We start from the raw sequence: 15904 nt of genomic DNA on the forward strand, positions 1-15904 counted from the left end.
CGTAATGGCCGAAGCGGACACTGCGACAGCGGACACTGCGACCGTTGAAACACCAAGGCGCCCCCATGCCCGCATCCTGCGCGCCGCCGAGGCGCGCGCCTGGCAGGATGGCTATGCATTTCTCGATGCGGCGAGGCGTGATGCCCAGCAAATGCGCGAAGCCGCCCGGCGCGCCTACGCAGCCGAATACGCGCAGGGTTATGAGGACGGCAAGGCGCAAGGCGACGCGGATGCCAGCCGGCTGATCAGCGAAACCGCAGTCAAGGTGGATCGCTATCTCGGTGGACTGGAAGCCGAAGTCACCGGGCTTGCCCTCGAAGTCGTCAGGCGAATTCTGGGGGAATTCGACGTCGGCACACTTGTAGCCAAGGCCGCCAGACAGGCCGTGACCGAAATTCGCCGCGCCAGATATCTGAAAATCCGCGTCCATCCCGCTTCCGTGGACAGAGTTCGCGAGGAGCTCGACGCGGTCTTGCGCAAGAACGATCTGGGCATGATGGTTGAGATCGATGCGGATGATACGCTGGCGCCGGCGGCTTGCATCCTTTCGACCGATATCGCCGTCATTGATGCCAGCATTGACGCGCAGCTCGATGCCATCGCCGCTGCAATCCGGTCAAAGGCCGGGGCGCCGGCATGACGGGTTCGGCAATCGATATCGAAAGCCGTCTGGCTTCCATCATTCCGAATCTCCGTTCCGGCCTTCGTGACGATTCAAGCCGCCCCCGCAAAGGACGTGTGCGGCGGGTGACCGGAATGGTCATTCATGCGACTGTCGAGGAAGCCAGGATCGGCGAGATATGCGAGCTGGTCGACCCCAGAACCGGCAGGACGACCAAGGCTGAAGTCGTGGGCCTCATGGATGAGATGGCGGTCCTCGTTCCACTGGGCGATCTGGCCGGTCTTTCGAGCTTGACCGAGGTCATTGCGACCGGCAAGGATCAGCTGGTGCCCGTCGGACCCGGCCTTCTGGGCCGGGTGATCAGCGCGTTCGGTGAGCCTTTGGATGGCAAGCCGCTTTCACCGGACGGCATTGCAGGCAGCTACCCGGTCAATGCCTATCCGCCATCCCCGCTGGAACGCAGTCTGATTTCCGAGCCGATCCAGCTCGGAATCCGCGCACTCGATGGACTGCTCACCTGTGCGCGCGGGCAGCGCGTCGGTGTTTTCGGCGAGCCAGGGGTCGGCAAGTCTATCCTGCTTTCCGATATCGTCAGCGGCACCGACGCCGACGTTGCCGTGGTCGCTCTGGTCGGCGAGCGCGGTCGCGAGGTGCGCGAATTCCTCGAACGCCAGCTTGGATCGGAAGGGCGCGAGCGGGCAATCGTCGTCGTCGCTACTTCGGACCGGCCCGCCATCGAGCGCGTCAAGGCCGCCTATGTAGCGACAAGCATAGCCGAATTTTTCCGGGACCAGGGCAAGCATGTGCTGCTTGCGATGGACAACATAACGCGGTTTGCACGTGCGCAGCGCGAGATCGGCCTGGCCTCAGGCGAGCCGCCGACGCGGCGCGGTTTTCCGTCTTCGCTGTTTGCGGTCCTGCCGCGCCTGCTCGAGCGCGCCGGGCCCGGTCGCGTCGGATCCATCACCAGCCTCTACAGCGTTCTCCTGGAAGGCGACGGCACGCTGGATCCGGTCGCCGAGGAAATCCAGGCGCTGCTCGACGGCCATGTCTTCCTGTCGAGCGAGCTTGCGCAACGCAACCATTTTCCTGCCATCGATGTCCTGCGCAGCCGAAGCCGCCTGATGGATGCCGTCGTGCCGTCCACGCATCGTGCCGACGCCGGCCGCTTGCGCGAACTGCTCGCCCGCCATGCCGACATCGAACTGCTGCTGCGCGTCGGCGAGTACGAAAAGGGCAGCGATGCCGCTGCGGACGAGGCGGTAGCGAAGATCGATGCCATCAACGCCTTCCTGCGTCAGCCGTCCGCCATGCACGAGAGCATCGAGAAGACTCGCCAACTGATGCGGGAGATCGTCAATGAACGAGCGTGACATGATCGCTCGACTGCGCGACCTCAGACGCCGCCGCGAGGAGCGCGCAGAGGAAGAAGTGATCAGAAGGCGCGCCGCCGCCAACCAGGCCGCAAGGGACGTTCAGAATGCCGCCGACGCCGTTACGGAACATCTCCAGCGCACGGCTGACACTGAATATGCGGCCTTCGGTGCACTGGTTGGACAGCCAGTGAATGCTGCCAGCCTTCATCGGCTTCAGGGACGGTTCGAGGTCGCCGCCAGGAAGACAGGGCAGTTGCGGGAAGGCGAGAAGATGGCTGGCGTCGCCGAGCAACGACGGAAAGTCGAGTTGTCGGAAGCCCGCAATGACCACCGCGCGAGCATGAAGGCTGTGACCAAGCTGGACAGGCTGTCGGAGCAGCTGGCCAGACGCAACGCCCGTCGTCGCCAGGCCTTTGCCGAACTCGCAGAGGAAGAGGAGCGCGGGCAACCGCGCCTGTCCACAGAACGCTAGCCCAATCCGTGATCGTGAATATGGATGTGATGCCACAAGCCTTCGCGTCGGCGAAAAGGAAAGCGCGGGTGAAACCGGCGAAACGTGCGGCGACACGGTCGGGCGTCGTCGGACCGCTGCCGCTGGAACCCGTCGCGCCGGGGGACGTCGACGCGTTGAGCATCTTCTACCGCCGGCGCGCCCCTGCGGACATCACGATTGCAGGAAAGGCCATGGCGGTTAGGACCGTTTGGCCGGCGCAGCAGCCAGATGACGAGTTGGTATGCACCATCGAGTTCACGATCGGAGACACGATTGGCAGCTTGCGCTTGCCATTTGCTGTTGTCGAACGGGGTTTCGCCGGTGCTGTCGACCTGATCGACATGGAACGACTGACGCCCGGTCATGCCGCCCTGCTGTTGGAGGCTGCGTTCGAAGACGACCTCGAATGGATTGAGGGCAAGCTGGGCGAGGGGATCGCGATCACCTCGGTCGCGCGAGGAAATGCCATCTCGGGCGAAACTCCATTCGCTTTTGTCCTGACCGGCAAGGATGAAACGATAGGCTGCGTCTTGACCGCGAATGATGCCTCTCTGGCGGTGCGGATCGGTCGCGTTCTCGACGAGCTCGGCAAGATCAGCGCGCCGATCCCGGCCGAATTCCCGCTGCCGGTCTGCCTTCGGCGCGGCCCGCTCGCGATCACCCTTGGCGAGCTTCAAAGTCTGCAGGCCGACGATGTGGTGCTTTTCAGCGATGCGACTGAGGAGCGCATGGCGACGCTGGTCATCGCCGAGCGCCTTTTTGCGCCGGTGGCCCTGACCGCCGCTGGCCCGCAATTGCTCGCCGCGCCGACTGCAATCGCTGGATCGAATTGGGAGTGGACCATGAACCAGAAAACGTCGCCGCCTGACACCTTGGAAGAGTCGACTTTGGATGAATTGTCGGTTGCCCTGGCCTTCGAGATCGGCCGCACGGCAATGCCTCTCGGAGAAGTGAGGCAGCTTGCGCCCGGCGCCATCGTTTCGCTCGCCGATGTAGCCGAGGCGACTGTCGACATCCTGGCCAACGGCAGGCGTGTCGGTCGCGGCGAGATCGTGCGGATCGGAGAAAGCCTGGGCGTGCGGATCGTGCGCATGTTCGAAAATGCTTGATAACTCGCCCAATCTGCTCGGAATTCTGATCGCCGTCGGTGTGGTCGGGTTGCTGCCGCTGGCGGTCGTCACGATGACGGGCTTCCTGAAGATTTCGGTCGTGCTGTTTCTCATCCGCAACGCGCTTGGCGTTCAGCAGATGCCGCCCAATCTGGTGCTCTATGGCATAGCGCTCGTACTGACGGTCTATGTCACCACGCCATTGCTGAGCGAAATGTCGAGCCGGCTTCAGGAAGGGCAGGTGCAGTTCCAGACGACGGATGACCTTGCCAGGGCAGCACAGCTGGTCAGGGAGCCGTTGCAGCGCCACCTCATGAAATTCACCCAGCCGCAGGAGCGGCAGTTCTTTCTCGATGGGACGAACCGTCTGTGGCCGCAACAGGCGCGGCAGAATCTCAGGGACGACGATCTGTCGATTCTTGTTCCTGCCTTTGTCGCATCCGAGCTCACCCGTGCCTTCGAAATCGGCTTCCTGCTTTATCTGCCTTTCCTCATCATCGATATCGTCGTTGCGAACGTGCTGATGACGCTCGGCATGATCATGGTTTCGCCGGTCCTTATTTCGATCCCGCTGAAACTGTTCCTTTTCGTCGCCATAGACGGCTGGTCTCGGCTGATGCATGGCCTCATCCTGAGCTATGGCTGACGCCGCTGGAGGCTTTGCATGAGTAATGATTTCATCCTTGCGAAGGTCCAAGGCGCGCTTTTGACGGTATTGCTGGCGTCCAGCCCGGCGATCATCGCGGCGCTGGCGGTCGGCATTCTCGTCGGCCTTGCCCAGGCGCTGACGCAGATTCAGGACCAGTCGCTGCCGCAGACCATCAAGCTGGTCGTGATCCTGCTGGTCATCATGGTCTTCGGTCCGCTGCTTGGCCAGCAGATCGCACGGCAGGCCTCGACGGCGCTCGACGAGTTCCCCGTCGTCACGCGTTGAGGCACGCGGATGCCGGTAGAACCACTCTTCACCTCGGTCAAGGAACTTCAGTTCTATCTCCTGGCAGGCGCTTTCGCGCTCGCACGTATGACCGGGTTCATGCTCCTGATGCCACTCTTTTCGCGCGTGCCGCTGTCAGGGCTCCTGCGCAGTGGCGTGGCGCTGGCGCTGGCGGTTCCGGTCTTCCCGATGATCGTGAACAAGCTCATGAGCCCCGATGTCCCGACGACGATGATCGTGCTGTACATGCTCAAGGAGGTCGTGGTCGGGGTGACACTCGGGCTGGCCATGGGCATACCGTTCTGGGCGGCGGAAGCGGCGGGCGATATCCTGGATCTGCAGCGCGGCTCCTCAATGGGTGCGTTGATCGACCCGATGATGACCCATGAGACGGGGGCCACCGGCACCTTACTCGCCATTATCATGGTCACGCTCTATCTTGCAGCCGGCGGCCTGCAGCTTTCCTTGACCGGCCTCTACGACAGCTACGGCCTTTGGCCGATCGACCGCCTTCTGCCGGTGTTCAGCAAGGACGCGGCCGGGATATTCCTCGGTCTGCTGAACCGCATCCTGGTGATGGCGCTGACCCTCGTTTTCCCGCTCATCATCAGCATGCTCTTGTCCGACATCGTGTTGGCCTTCCTGGCGCGCGCCTCGCCGCACCTCAATGTTTTTGCGCTTTCGCTGGTCGTCAAGACGCTCGTCTTCAGCCTCGTTTTTGTCCTCTACGCGGCGTTCCTGCTCTCCTACATGAACCTCGACCTTGGTTTCCTACGAGAGGCAGGCCACCAGATAGAAGCGATCGGCTGCCTAAGCTGTCAGTGAGAGTCAGTATGTCTATGCTAAAATTCTAATGTTGTAGTCTTCGCCGACTAACCAATAAATACAATTTATCGAAGAGAAAAGATTTTTGCAATTTGACAACCGGACGGATCGCCGATGATCTTTCGCATCTTTCGATGCGTCTGTGAAACGTGCATATTTCCGGAAGCCATGCCTCGCCAGACAACTTCATTGTTCTATGACAATTTGCGACTGGTCGATGCGGATAAGCTGCGCAGTCTGGTTAGGACGGGTGCCTATGAGGGACATACCGGAGGGCTTGCGAGCGGCAAGCTCCAGGCCAATGTTGTGATTGTGCCCCGTCGCTTTGCTGTCGATTTCCATCAGTTTTGCGTCCGCAATCCCAAAGCCTGTCCGCTGGTGGGAGTGAGCCGCGCCGGCAGCCCATTGCTGCCAGCGCTGGGTGATGTCGATATCCGCACCGATGCTCCCCAGTACAATGTCTACTACTTCGGGGAAGTGATCCGTCAGAAGACGGATATTATCGACCTGTGGCGGGATGACTTTGCCGCCTTCGCGCTCGGCAGCGCGCTTACCATAGAAGCGGCCCTCATGGAAAAGGGCGTCAAGCTCCGCAGCAACGGCCCCGGCAAAGCGCTTCCCAAGTTTCGGACCAAAATCAAGACGCGCGGCGCAGGACCGTTTGGCGGCGAGATGGTTGTCTCCATGCGTCCCATAAGAAGGTGCGATGTCGACAAGGTTCGCGCCCTCACTGCACGCTTCCCGCTCGCCCATGGTTCTCCTATCCATGTGGGCGAACCATCGATTATCGGAGTGAGAGATCTGACCGCTCCCGACTGGGGTGATGCGGTCGAAATCATGGAAGGAGAAGTCCCGGTGTTCTGGGCCAGCAGCCTGACCGCGCAAGATGCGCTTGCTCGCGCCGAACTCGCGATCTCGATCACGGTATCGCCAGGGCATATGTTGATCACCGACGTCGACGCAAAAGCGGATGCGAGCACTTTCGGGGTTTGATAGCAGGGTTCCGGCTGCGGCATCGGGCCCCAATTCGGTATTCCGCTCTTCGAGATTGTCGATCCTCGGAACGCCCGATTGTTAGTGGCGTTGCACCTCAAATAAGTTCCCTAGCTGGAGGATGCGATATGGAAGGGTTCAAGCCCGAAGACAGCTTTCGGGGCGACGTTGCAAGGCGTTACGACGATGAGCTGCGCGGCGATGAGGACGACGAGACGGTTCTGTTCCTGCCCGAGATCGCGGCCGGACGGGATTGCCTGGAGTTCGCGATCGGCTCGGGGCGAATTGCCTTGCCACTGGTCGCCGCCGGCCTGCGCGTCGATGGGATCGAGCTTTCGTCCAACATGATCGAAGGGGAACTGAAATCTGAGCGATGACGGCCTCGCGTGAGTCGCGCGAGGCCGTCATCGCTTCGGCGAACTGTCGTCGTCCAGCGTCCAGCGACTGCGGCTCCGCCCGGAGCGCGGCTCCTCTCTGAGCGCTGCCTCCAGTGCGGTACGGTGGAGGGCGATTGCTATCTACAGCCGGGCCAATTGTGTTGCGGTCGAAAGCCCGCCTCGGCTTGACCGCCGTGCAACTCGCCCGACGGTCGGTATTCATTGCCGATTGGCGCTTCAGCGTACCACATAGACGATGCGGCGCGTCGATGGCTCAACCAGCACCGGTCGATTGTTCACATAGACATATCTGTACCGGTAGTTCGGGATCTTCTGTAGGGCTACCGTGTCAGGCAGTGTCGCGCCGGTGACAACCTTGCCTTGAAGGTAAACAGGCTTGACCCGATGCGCGCTGATGTAAGTGCGCACCTGTTCGGGCGGATTGATCACGGTGCCGGCTGCACCGCCGCCGACGATCCCCGCCGCGCCGCCCACAGCAGCGCCTACCGGTCCTCCGATGATGGCGCCGGCGATCGCGCCGGTAGCGCCGCCGGCGACGGCTCCGGCATTAGCCTGATCGCGAGGAGGTTTCACGACCGCGATGCCGGAATTGGCCGGCCGCTCGGTTAAGACGACCCGATTGCCGCCGAATTCTGCGGTGACGTAGTCGGAATAGACCCAGCCTTGACCACCCGCCTCGGCGATGGTGCACCATTTCGAGCTTTGCAGGCAGCCGTTCAGCGTGGCCGTCTGGCCCGCCCGCAACACGCCAATGACCGGATACTGCGAGCCCGGGCCGGCACGAACGTTAAGGTTTGTAGTGGCGGATACGGGAGTGTCCGCAAAAGCTGCGCCAGACAAGGCGACAAGCGCGCCTGTCACTGCAGGTAACAAAAGCCTTCTCATCGTTCTGTCTCCGTTTCATGGTTCCCTCAGAGCCAAAAACGAGAAAGAACCGTGTGCGTTCCGACTAGCGGAATCGCTGAACGGATAGATTCCAAATGTTATCATTGGGTTCGCTCTGCCGCTCCCGCCGGCGTCATATGATCGGGGTGCCATCATCGGAGTGGCCTTGCCGCACGTCCCCGCGCGGTCGGCCGTAGAGCCGTTTACACTGATCGCTGGAACAGCCCTCGTCGCGAGGGCAAGCCGGGCATCTCTTGAAATGACGGCGTTACTGACGCTATATAGCGTCATAGTTTCTGGCAGTGCACGGAGGTGCTGCGATGGGTCTGGCACAATATGCGGATGACGGATTGTTCGCACCCAAGAAGATTGCGGAGGCTTTCCGCACCACGAGCGAGGAGATCGCACGTACCGCTGGTCTGGGCAAAGACGCGGTCCAGCGCCGGGAACGGGTGCGCTCAGACAAGACGCAGCGCCGCCTGCGCGAAATGGTGGAAATCGTGAACAAGGTCGAGCCGCGATTTGGCTCCGCGCTCATGGCCTATGCTTGGTATCGGTCCGAGCCGCTGCCGGGATTTTCGGGGCAGACGGCAATGCAGCTCGTTCGGGAGGGTCGAGCCAATGAGGTCCTCGACTTCATCGACGCGGTCGATGCGGGGATTTACGCCTGACGATCGCCGCCATCACCTATTCGGGCCGGCTCTACCGCGCCCTCAATCCGGTGTATGCCCGCGAGCCTATGTCGGGACGCGGTGCCGAGCTTTATGGAGGGCGTTTCAACCCCAAGGGGATGCCGGCGCTCTACGCGTCGACCTCGGTCCTGACGGCTTTGCGCGAAGCCAACCAGGCGGGCGATCTGCAGCCGACGACGCTGGTCGCTTATCGTGTCGAGATCGAGGCCGTCTTTGATGCGGGCGACGCCACTGCACTTGCAGCAATGGGTCTCGATGCGACGGCCCTCGCCGACCCGACATGGCGCGATCAGATGAGAGACCATGGCGAGGCGCATACGCAGCGATTTGCCCGTGAGCTGGTCGCGCAAGGCTATAATGGCCTGCTCGTGCCGAGCTTCGCCAAGGGCGCCGCAATCGGCGACTCGAATCTCGTTCTGTGGCGATGGGGTGACGCTGCCCCATCCAGGCTCGAGCTGATCGACGACGAGCACCGGCTCGGCTGACCTAGACTAGCCGGCCGCTGCCCGCGTTGCCGCGGCGCCGCCGCGACATTTGGAGACGGCGTGCGATGCCCTCCCGGCAAGCCACCCTTTTCCAGCTAGGTGCTCAATATCCGTTCTGAAAGCGCCTTCTTCAGGTCTCCAGCAAGCCATCCTTGGCAAACAGATGCTGCGGATCGCGACCCGCAAGCAAACGGTCCAGCAGCTCCTTCTCGATTGCCACATCATGGCCTCATGCACCCTATCTCGCCTCGCTCCACGCCTTGGCTTCAGGCCCTTCAAAGAGATGCAGAACTGCTTTCGCAATTATATTCTTGATCAACAGGCTCAGCGTAAGCCGAGCTGAAGGAGCGATTGCATCGATCGTCAGAAGGTGAGGCCGCGTTTTCAGCGATCTTAGGTCGGCTTCTTGCCCGCATATCCCTCCTGCTCAAATCCAGTGTACGGTTCTACAATTCGTATTCGACTGGGGTTCTTGGAAGCTTTTCGAACTTTCTGGGTAGCGCCTCAGCCCGAATTGCGGGTGCTTATGGACAAAGCAGGATACTAGATCGGTTTTTGGACGGTTTGTAAGGCACCGACTAATGGTGTGCGCGCTGTTCAGATAGCGCGCGTCAGCACGCATCTCCCAATAATGAACGGCAGCTTTGCGCCTTCAGATCAAGCTTTGAAGTCCAAATTCTCGGACGCTCGAAGCAGTCATTCATTCGCAACACGGCACACGCGTGCCCAGCCCTGCAGCTACGGAACCTCGGGCTAAATATGAAACTAAAAGATATCGTGCCCTGTCGGCCGGCGTCCCCACCGAAGAAATCACTCGGACCATGTGGGTCAATCATGAAGCCTCGTGGCATTGGTTACTCAACGTGGGTGCGGACGACAGCCAACTCTGAGTCAACGCATTCTCTCCATCGTAATTTTTCCTGAACACCCGCTGCCAGCTCCGGTCCCCTTAAATTTGCCGGTTCCGTTGTCACCCCTTATGACGCCCGTCAGGATGTTCCCGCCTGTCTTTCCCTTATAAACAAATGTGTGTTTGATATTGACGGCACCACTACTGGAAATACTTCCCGTAAATCCGGAGCTGGACGATACGTTGCCGTCATTTATGAAGACGGTTGTCGAGAGTTCTCGCCAATCGCCGCAGTCCGTTGTTGCACGTCTGATTAATGTCCATGTGCCATTAAACGCGCTTAGACCGCTCGCCTGAGGCACACAATGATCGTCCTGCACCCTCATCCCGTTGTCGCAAGTAAGCGGGCAGACACGGCCTCGGACCGCCCTTAGCCTTTCCAGAATTTCTGCCGTCGGTTCCAGCGATGCCAGTCTGACGCCTTGGCGATCCGCGTAGGCCTGCAGCGCTTTGCGGCTGCCGGCCCCCCAGTCTCCGTCAGCCCAGCCCCAAAGGCACCCTATGCGCAAGAGTTCTCTTTGGGTGGCGCGCACAAGTTCGCTTGGGTCTGTGGCAGGAGCGGATGACTGGACGAGCGGGTCGCGATGTTCAAGGCTTGCGACTTCCGTCCCCTTGGCATCGTCGGTTGCGTTGGTGGCGCGTCCCGCCTCCGGCAGGTGCGCCACCTGCCGTTCCGTTTCCATGCGCTTGTCGATCGCGTCGATCTTCAACCTCGCAAGGGCGGCAAAAACGCCGCCCGGAAATTGCAGCAAATACGCCTCGAAGAAGCTCTTGTCGGTCGCGTCCTTGATAGTCGCCCAATAAGCAAGCTCGACGGCGTTGTCGGGCGACGCAGACTGTGAAGTGGGGGCAGATACCGCTTTCGGTTCTGTGGGGAGAGGCTTCAACACGACTTCGCCGGTCAGCGACGAGTTCTCCCACGGCACTTGCTTGCCATCCGTGGCCGCCAGAACATCGCGGCGCACGTCGATGAGTTCGCGCATGATGTCCTCGCCCGGTGTGCCGAGGTGAGCGACCAGTGCGCTCGTGAATGGAGAATTCCGCCCTGCTCCGTCCATGGCGACATTGCCCGGTTGCGTCGCGAAAGCTATGAGCGAGCCGACTCCGCTGCCAAGTCTGGCCAGACCCCGGCTTACGGAACCTGAGCGGGTCCCCATCGAGCGGGAAAGCTTCTCGGCGAACGGATTGTCCCGGCAGGCATCCAGGAAGATGAGGTTTACCTTGGAACTGCGCTCCATCGCTGAAAGTACGAGGTCCATGGGAAGTGCCTCGAAGTCGAGGTCATTGTAGCTGGATAGCTGGGCGTCGACCGGCACCATGTAGTTGTTGCCGTTCACCTGCAGGCCGTGCCCGGCATAGAAGAACAACGCTATGTCAGCGCCGTCGAGCTTTTCCAGGAACTGGCGCACCGTACGACGCATGTCCGAGAGGTCGAGGTCCTGGCCACTGACAACCTCGAAGCCAAGGCTTTGAAGCTTGGCATTCATGTCGGACGAATCGTTCTTCGGATTGGCGAGTTGTGCGGCGTGCTGGTAGGCCGAATTGCCAATGACCAATGCCACCCGCTTCTCGGCGGCTGCCTGTCCTGAAACAGCAATAAACAATAAAACCAAGAGAATGATCGCGCTGCGCATGGCAGAAACGGCTCCCCAAGAAACTGTAGCAGAGGCTAATGCAACCGAAAAGAGCTAGGCCCCTGGCAGCGGACGAGTGGCCTGCCTTGGCAGATAGCGCTCAGGTGCTGGTCCGTGCATTCCCATGCGAGCGGGTGACAGTTTGCTTGGTAAAGGTGAACGGCTATGCTCGCAGCGAGTAGCGCTTCCTCTGGCTTAGGGGGCTATTTCGGGGTGCGAATACTTAGAGGGATCGTCAACCTCCCGCGAGATGGCATCGCCGCCTCGCTCGCCTATCTGGTTATGCTGGGCATCTCGACTGCTCTCGTGTCACCGCCGTTGGAGAATGTTCTGCGCGATGTGATGATGGTCTCTATCTCGCCATTCACGCGCGCTCCTCCCAACATCGTCGTGGTCGCAATAACAGAACAAACCCTGGAGAAATTTCCATACCGGTCACCGCTGGACCGCGGGTTCCTAGCCGAGATCGTGGCCCGGATCGAGCAGGCTCACCCTCTTGTCATCGGTATCGACCTTTTGTTCGACCAGCCAACGGAGCCGCAAAAGGATGCTCGGCTGGAGAACGTTATCGAAACCGCCGCTGTGCCTGTGGTGATCGGCTCGGCGTCGCGCGCTGATGGCCTCACCCCGAGGCAGTTCGACTATCTCAACGCGTTCGCTCCATCTGCAAGGCGGGGCCTTGCCGCGTTGTCGCACGACAATCTCGATGGCGTGATCCGCGGGGCTTTTCCCGGTCGACAATCGAAAGAGGGCTGGACGCCGAGCTTTGCCGCCGCGATTGCAGCATCCACTGGCGTCAGTCGCGGCCGCAGGACGGAAGAAATGGTCTATTACCGCACGATCAACGGCTTGCCCTTCAACTTTCCAACCTATCCGGCGCAAGCCGTTGCGCTGGCACCGTTAAGTTGGTTCGAGGGGAAATATGTTCTTATCGGCCTGGACGCGCAGCAGATAGACCATCATCCAACACCATTCGCATTGTTGGGCGGCGCGCAAACCGGTGTTCTCCCTGGCGTCGTCATCCACGCCCACGCTTTGGCCGGGCTCCTGACTGGGGACAGAATAATGATCCCCACGTCTGGAGTGGGCTACGCGCCAATGCTTCTTGCCGGGCTGTTCTGCTTGTGGCTCGTTTCGCGGCCGATCCCGGTGGTCTTCAAACCCGTCGCGGTCGCCGGTGCGGTGCTGCTGGTGTGGATCGGCGAGGCGTGGGCCTTCGCGAGGTTCGCAATCCTCGTCCCGATGGTCGCCCCAGCATTGCTCGTGCTCGGTCTGTCGGCGTTCGCTGGCTTCCTGGCTTGGAGACGGGACGCGAACGCTCGCCTCTTCATTCAGAGCGCGTTCTCCAAATACGTCAGCCCGGCCGTCGTTGCTGAGATCGTCAAGGAGCCCGACGCTCTCCATCTCGGTGGCGAGAGGCGCGAGATCACCTGCGTATTCACGGATATCGAGGGATTTGCATCACTCAGCGAAAAACTCGCGCCAGAGGTGCTCGCGGAGATGCTGAACGAATATCTGGACGGACTCTGCGAGCTGTTCGTCATGCACGGAGCGACCATCGACAAGGTCATCGGGGATGCGGTGGTCGGCTTCTTCGGAGCTCCGGCAGAGCAAGATGACCAGGCGGACCGGGCGGTGTCCTTCGCGCTGGCTGTGCAGGATCTGACGCAGCGGCTTCGAGAAGGAGGACGAGGCCATTCATTCGGCGCCACCCGCATAGGTATTCATGGCGGGCCAGCAATCGTCGGCAACTTCGGGGGAAATCGGTTCTTCAATTACACCGCCATCGGAGACACGGTAAACACCGCGGCCCGACTGGAAGGTGCAAACAAGTACATTGGCACCAAAAACTGCATAAGCTCGGAAGTTGCGAAAAAAGCAACGCGCTTCTTGCTGCGCCCTGCAGGAGTTCTGCACCTTAAGGGCAAGATCCAGGGCATCGAGGCCTTCGAGGCAATGAGCCGTACGTCAGAAAATACGATACTTTGCGAAGAATATGCCAAGGCGTACGCCCTGCTTGCCACCGACGACAAGCTCGCGACAGTGGCATTTGAGAAATTGGTCGCAAACTACCCGCAAGACGCTCTGATCGCTTTTCACCATGGCCGTCTTGCAAGCGGACATTTCCGGGCAGACATTCATCTTGCCGAAAAATAGGGGCCATGATGAGCTTCATGCGTCCGATCTCGCAAATCACCTCTCTGACCCTTGCCGTAGCCCTTGTCGTGACGGCGCAATTCGCGGTGGCCGGCAGCCAATATGTGGTCCTGTCGACTGAGCCGGTTGTGGATGAACTGCCGCCCGGCAAGGTTTTCGCGCCAAGCGACGTTATCAATGTGCCCGCCGGTACGGTCGTCACGTTGCTGGGCGAGGACGGCAGCGTGAATCCCATTTCAGGGCCTGCTGCCTTCGTGGTCACTGAGGATGCCTTGACGTCCAAAAGTTCGCAGGCGACCGGCGACGGACAGGCTTCAAATCTTGCGCTGATAGCGAGCCTGTTGACCAATGAGCGCCAGAGAAGCGAGTCTATCGGAAGCGCACGCACCACCGCCGACCAATCCAGACCAAGTGGACTTGACGATCCCTGGGCGATCTCCATCGAAGAATCCGCTCCCGGCTGCATCCGCAATGGTGAGGTGGTTCTTGCGCGCCGCGGGATCGGCAACAGAGCAGTGTTCTCGGTTCGCTTCGGTGGTGGACAGGCTTTGACCGGCTTGATCTGGAACGCCGGCAAGCCCACTTACTCTCTTCCGGACCCTATTCCCGCCGGTGTAAAATCTTTTGTCGTCGAGACCAACAAGACATCGGCTTTGATCGAAATAAAGGTGTTTCCGGAAAACGCCGTTCTCGAGAATCCGCTGGAAGTTCTTGGATGGATGGTGAGCAGCGGTTGCAAACGCCAAGCGCTGGCCTTTGTGCATCAGCTTGTGACGGAACAGCGGTAGCTTGCCGGCCAGGAGCCGTGCCGGGAACGACTTGCTGGCCGGCCTGACCACTGGTGCAAGCGTGCCCTGAGCCTAACCGGTCGGCTCTGTGTTTCCCGTAAAGTTTGTTCCTCTATCTATGATGGCCAGCGCTTGATTGCCTGGCCGGCACCTCGCTGATAGCCTCGCCTGTCAGAATTGGGAGGGGAGCATGAAACGGTGCATTCTCCTGTTTGTGACGTTGGCAGTGGCGCTCTTTGCAGGTTCCACGCTGGCCGACAGGTTTCCCGCCGGTTTCAACAACAATGGCCTCAACGGCCCATTGAGGCCGGTGACGAAGGGCGGCATCACTACTTTCCAGATATTCGACCGGAAATGCAGCAGTGTGGACTACGGTGACGGCCGTGGCGAGAACGACTGCCACAACGGCAACGTACGCTCCACGCTAATAGGCCCTGACGGCAAAACGGGCGAGAGCATGGAGTATCGCTTCGATCTATGGATCGATCCATCGTTCACCTACCCCGGCTTCTACAACGACCATGCTATAGGCTTCCTGCCGGGCGCATTGGACAGCCGCCTTCGTATCGCCAGTTGGGAGGGGCCGTTCATTCACAACTTTCTTTACATGCTGAAAGTAGACGCAACCAAAGGCGTTACCTTCCTCGGCAAAGAATGCCAAGCGCCGGCGCGCTTCGGTTCCTGGGTGGCCTTTTCCATGAAGATCCGATGGGCAGCCGACAGGACGGGCTGGATCAGGGTCACCTGCGACGACGAGCTAATCTATTCCGCCGACAGCGTCGCTACCAATCAGGCACCGCATTGCTACATCACCAATCAGTGCGAGCCCGGTGTTGCGAAGAATCCGAAGCGGTTTACCTTTTGTCTCGGTCCGGTGATGGCGGGCTTCGGTCCCGAATGGGAAAAGTACGGACTCGCGTCACAGTTCACTGCGATCCAGCCTGAGGGTATCACTATCAAGATGCGCAACCTTTCGGCAAAGAAAGGAGCCAAGCCGTAAACCAGTTTGTGTGCCCGGTGATTTGGAATGAGCGCCCTGCCGCCCCCTCCTTCAGTGTCGCGCAGATCGCTGCGCGAACCCGCAATTGGCCCGCTGCCCAATTACCTTAGGCCATCATTCGCTTCTTGGTAGGCTATCCCGAAAGCTGACAGTCCAGTTCCGGCCCAAACGGTCGTGCTAACGCCTTGGTCAACATGTATTCACGGCCCTTTTGGAGGTTAGGAAAGAGTCACCGACTGCATTGAAAACTACTCCTCTTCCTGATCTCTAGGTTCGCCCGACCATACGAGAGAATACGAGGGATATGGATTGGCTAACCATCCGCTAAACCATTGATTTTCTTTTTGAATCCCACACCCTCGGCGACTAACAAAATCGTTACAGATCAATATCTTACAACGCCGTTCGCCAAAGTTGATTCAAGAAGCTGGTCCAGCCGCTCGCCGACCAATGGCAGCTTTGCGCTCCATCCCGGTCGTTAAGCTCAGCTTCTGCATCATCCTGAAGCGGACCTTTCAGACCCGAACGGAGTCAATGGCCCGTTCTGGTCCAACGCAGACGCCGAGTAAGGGGTAAAGTCGTACGCGCTATCCTACCGAAGCG

Annotated in this window: 16 protein-coding genes and 1 pseudogene; 14 read left to right on the forward strand and 3 right to left on the reverse strand. The window is 60.1% G+C overall.

Going from position 1 to position 15904, the window contains the following annotated elements:
* Positions 1-4 precede the first annotated feature (4 nt).
* From sctL to QAZ47_RS15160, 9 genes are all read left to right on the forward strand, one after another.
* Positions 5-640, forward strand: a complete 636-nt coding sequence (gene sctL / locus QAZ47_RS15120) for a type III secretion system stator protein SctL (RefSeq protein ID WP_278207564.1) — start codon at positions 5-7, stop codon at positions 638-640.
* Positions 637-1995 carry a FliI/YscN family ATPase gene (locus QAZ47_RS15125; RefSeq protein WP_278207565.1) on the forward strand — a complete coding sequence of 453 codons (1359 nt, stop codon included), beginning with the start codon at positions 637-639 and terminating at the stop codon, positions 1993-1995. Before sctL ends, QAZ47_RS15125 begins: the two co-directional genes overlap by 4 nt.
* On the forward strand, positions 1982-2470 hold the full coding sequence (locus QAZ47_RS15130; protein ID WP_278207566.1) for a hypothetical protein: 489 nt from the start codon (positions 1982-1984) through the stop codon (positions 2468-2470). The genes QAZ47_RS15125 and QAZ47_RS15130 overlap by 14 nt, the downstream gene beginning before the upstream one ends.
* Before the next feature lie 20 nt (positions 2471-2490).
* Entirely contained in the window at positions 2491-3600 is a 1110-nt protein-coding gene (gene sctQ / locus QAZ47_RS15135; RefSeq protein WP_278207568.1) for a type III secretion system cytoplasmic ring protein SctQ, read from the forward strand.
* Positions 3593-4246, forward strand: coding sequence for a type III secretion system export apparatus subunit SctR (sctR, locus tag QAZ47_RS15140; RefSeq protein ID WP_278207570.1), 654 nt, complete (start codon positions 3593-3595; stop codon positions 4244-4246). Before sctQ ends, sctR begins: the two co-directional genes overlap by 8 nt.
* Positions 4247-4264: 18 nt before the next feature.
* Positions 4265-4534 (forward strand): flagellar biosynthetic protein FliQ, encoded by a 270-nt coding sequence (locus QAZ47_RS15145; RefSeq protein ID WP_278207571.1) that lies wholly within the window; start codon positions 4265-4267, stop codon positions 4532-4534.
* An 87-nt stretch (positions 4535-4621) separates the two neighbouring features.
* Entirely contained in the window at positions 4622-5359 is a 738-nt protein-coding gene (gene sctT / locus QAZ47_RS15150) for a type III secretion system export apparatus subunit SctT (RefSeq protein WP_278233633.1), read from the forward strand.
* A 114-nt stretch (positions 5360-5473) separates the two neighbouring features.
* Positions 5474-6352 carry a DUF1445 domain-containing protein gene (locus QAZ47_RS15155; RefSeq protein ID WP_278207573.1) on the forward strand — a complete coding sequence of 293 codons (879 nt, stop codon included), beginning with the start codon at positions 5474-5476 and terminating at the stop codon, positions 6350-6352.
* Positions 6353-6480: 128 nt separating this feature from the next.
* The gene (locus tag QAZ47_RS15160; protein ID WP_278207574.1) at positions 6481-6729 is read left to right on the forward strand and encodes a hypothetical protein; all 249 of its coding nucleotides are present in this window, start codon (positions 6481-6483) and stop codon (positions 6727-6729) included.
* Between the two features lie 237 nt (positions 6730-6966).
* Here QAZ47_RS15160 and QAZ47_RS15165 read toward each other — a convergent pair whose 3' ends face one another.
* Positions 6967-7635 (reverse strand): DUF1236 domain-containing protein, encoded by a 669-nt coding sequence (locus QAZ47_RS15165; protein WP_278207575.1) that lies wholly within the window; start codon positions 7633-7635, stop codon positions 6967-6969.
* 320 nt (positions 7636-7955) lie between these two features.
* Between QAZ47_RS15165 and QAZ47_RS15170 the strand changes: the two genes are divergently transcribed.
* Positions 7956-8306, forward strand: a complete 351-nt coding sequence (locus QAZ47_RS15170) for an antitoxin Xre/MbcA/ParS toxin-binding domain-containing protein (protein WP_278207576.1) — start codon at positions 7956-7958, stop codon at positions 8304-8306.
* An 11-nt stretch (positions 8307-8317) separates the two neighbouring features.
* Positions 8318-8812 carry an RES family NAD+ phosphorylase gene (locus QAZ47_RS15175; RefSeq protein WP_278207851.1) on the forward strand — a complete coding sequence of 165 codons (495 nt, stop codon included), beginning with the start codon at positions 8318-8320 and terminating at the stop codon, positions 8810-8812.
* 98 nt (positions 8813-8910) lie between these two features.
* Here the strand turns inward: QAZ47_RS15175 and QAZ47_RS15180 are convergent.
* Both QAZ47_RS15180 and QAZ47_RS15185 read right to left on the reverse strand, forming a co-directional pair.
* A pseudogene (locus QAZ47_RS15180) lies at positions 8911-9032 on the reverse strand (IS256 family transposase); the annotation flags it as partial.
* 671 nt (positions 9033-9703) lie between these two features.
* Complete coding sequence (locus tag QAZ47_RS15185; protein ID WP_278207577.1) at positions 9704-11356, reverse strand: caspase domain-containing protein; 1653 nt, start codon at positions 11354-11356, stop codon at positions 9704-9706.
* A 165-nt stretch (positions 11357-11521) separates the two neighbouring features.
* Here QAZ47_RS15185 and QAZ47_RS15190 point away from each other — a divergent pair, with 165 nt between their 5' ends.
* From QAZ47_RS15190 to QAZ47_RS15200, 3 genes are all read left to right on the forward strand, one after another.
* Complete coding sequence (locus QAZ47_RS15190) at positions 11522-13513, forward strand: adenylate/guanylate cyclase domain-containing protein (protein WP_278207578.1); 1992 nt, start codon at positions 11522-11524, stop codon at positions 13511-13513.
* Positions 13514-13521: 8 nt separating this feature from the next.
* Complete coding sequence (locus QAZ47_RS15195; protein ID WP_278233634.1) at positions 13522-14301, forward strand: hypothetical protein; 780 nt, start codon at positions 13522-13524, stop codon at positions 14299-14301.
* A 190-nt stretch (positions 14302-14491) separates the two neighbouring features.
* The gene (locus QAZ47_RS15200; protein WP_278207580.1) at positions 14492-15301 is read left to right on the forward strand and encodes a hypothetical protein; all 810 of its coding nucleotides are present in this window, start codon (positions 14492-14494) and stop codon (positions 15299-15301) included.
* Positions 15302-15904: the final 603 nt, after the last annotated feature.

Origin of the sequence: Mesorhizobium sp. WSM4904 (genome assembly GCF_029674545.1) — a bacterium.
Classification (GTDB): Bacteria; Pseudomonadota; Alphaproteobacteria; order Rhizobiales; family Rhizobiaceae; genus Mesorhizobium.

Coding starts and splice junctions, on each gene's coding strand:
- QAZ47_RS15130 (WP_278207566.1), top strand. CDS start 1,982: ATGAACGAGCGTGACATGATCGCTCGACTGCGCGACCTCAGACGCCGC.
- QAZ47_RS15145 (WP_278207571.1), top strand. CDS start 4,265: ATGAGTAATGATTTCATCCTTGCGAAGGTCCAAGGCGCGCTTTTGACG.
- sctT (WP_278233633.1), top strand. CDS start 4,622: ATGACCGGGTTCATGCTCCTGATGCCACTCTTTTCGCGCGTGCCGCTG.
- QAZ47_RS15155 (WP_278207573.1), top strand. CDS start 5,474: ATGATCTTTCGCATCTTTCGATGCGTCTGTGAAACGTGCATATTTCCG.
- QAZ47_RS15160 (WP_278207574.1), top strand. CDS start 6,481: ATGGAAGGGTTCAAGCCCGAAGACAGCTTTCGGGGCGACGTTGCAAGG.
- QAZ47_RS15165 (WP_278207575.1), bottom strand. CDS start 7,635: ATGAGAAGGCTTTTGTTACCTGCAGTGACAGGCGCGCTTGTCGCCTTG.
- QAZ47_RS15190 (WP_278207578.1), top strand. CDS start 11,522: ATGCTCGCAGCGAGTAGCGCTTCCTCTGGCTTAGGGGGCTATTTCGGG.
- sctR (WP_278207570.1), top strand. CDS start 3,593: ATGCTTGATAACTCGCCCAATCTGCTCGGAATTCTGATCGCCGTCGGT.
- sctQ (WP_278207568.1), top strand. CDS start 2,491: ATGGATGTGATGCCACAAGCCTTCGCGTCGGCGAAAAGGAAAGCGCGG.
- QAZ47_RS15200 (WP_278207580.1), top strand. CDS start 14,492: ATGAAACGGTGCATTCTCCTGTTTGTGACGTTGGCAGTGGCGCTCTTT.
- QAZ47_RS15125 (WP_278207565.1), top strand. CDS start 637: ATGACGGGTTCGGCAATCGATATCGAAAGCCGTCTGGCTTCCATCATT.
- sctL (WP_278207564.1), top strand. CDS start 5: ATGGCCGAAGCGGACACTGCGACAGCGGACACTGCGACCGTTGAAACA.
- QAZ47_RS15185 (WP_278207577.1), bottom strand. CDS start 11,356: ATGCGCAGCGCGATCATTCTCTTGGTTTTATTGTTTATTGCTGTTTCA.
- QAZ47_RS15170 (WP_278207576.1), top strand. CDS start 7,956: ATGGGTCTGGCACAATATGCGGATGACGGATTGTTCGCACCCAAGAAG.
- QAZ47_RS15195 (WP_278233634.1), top strand. CDS start 13,522: ATGAGCTTCATGCGTCCGATCTCGCAAATCACCTCTCTGACCCTTGCC.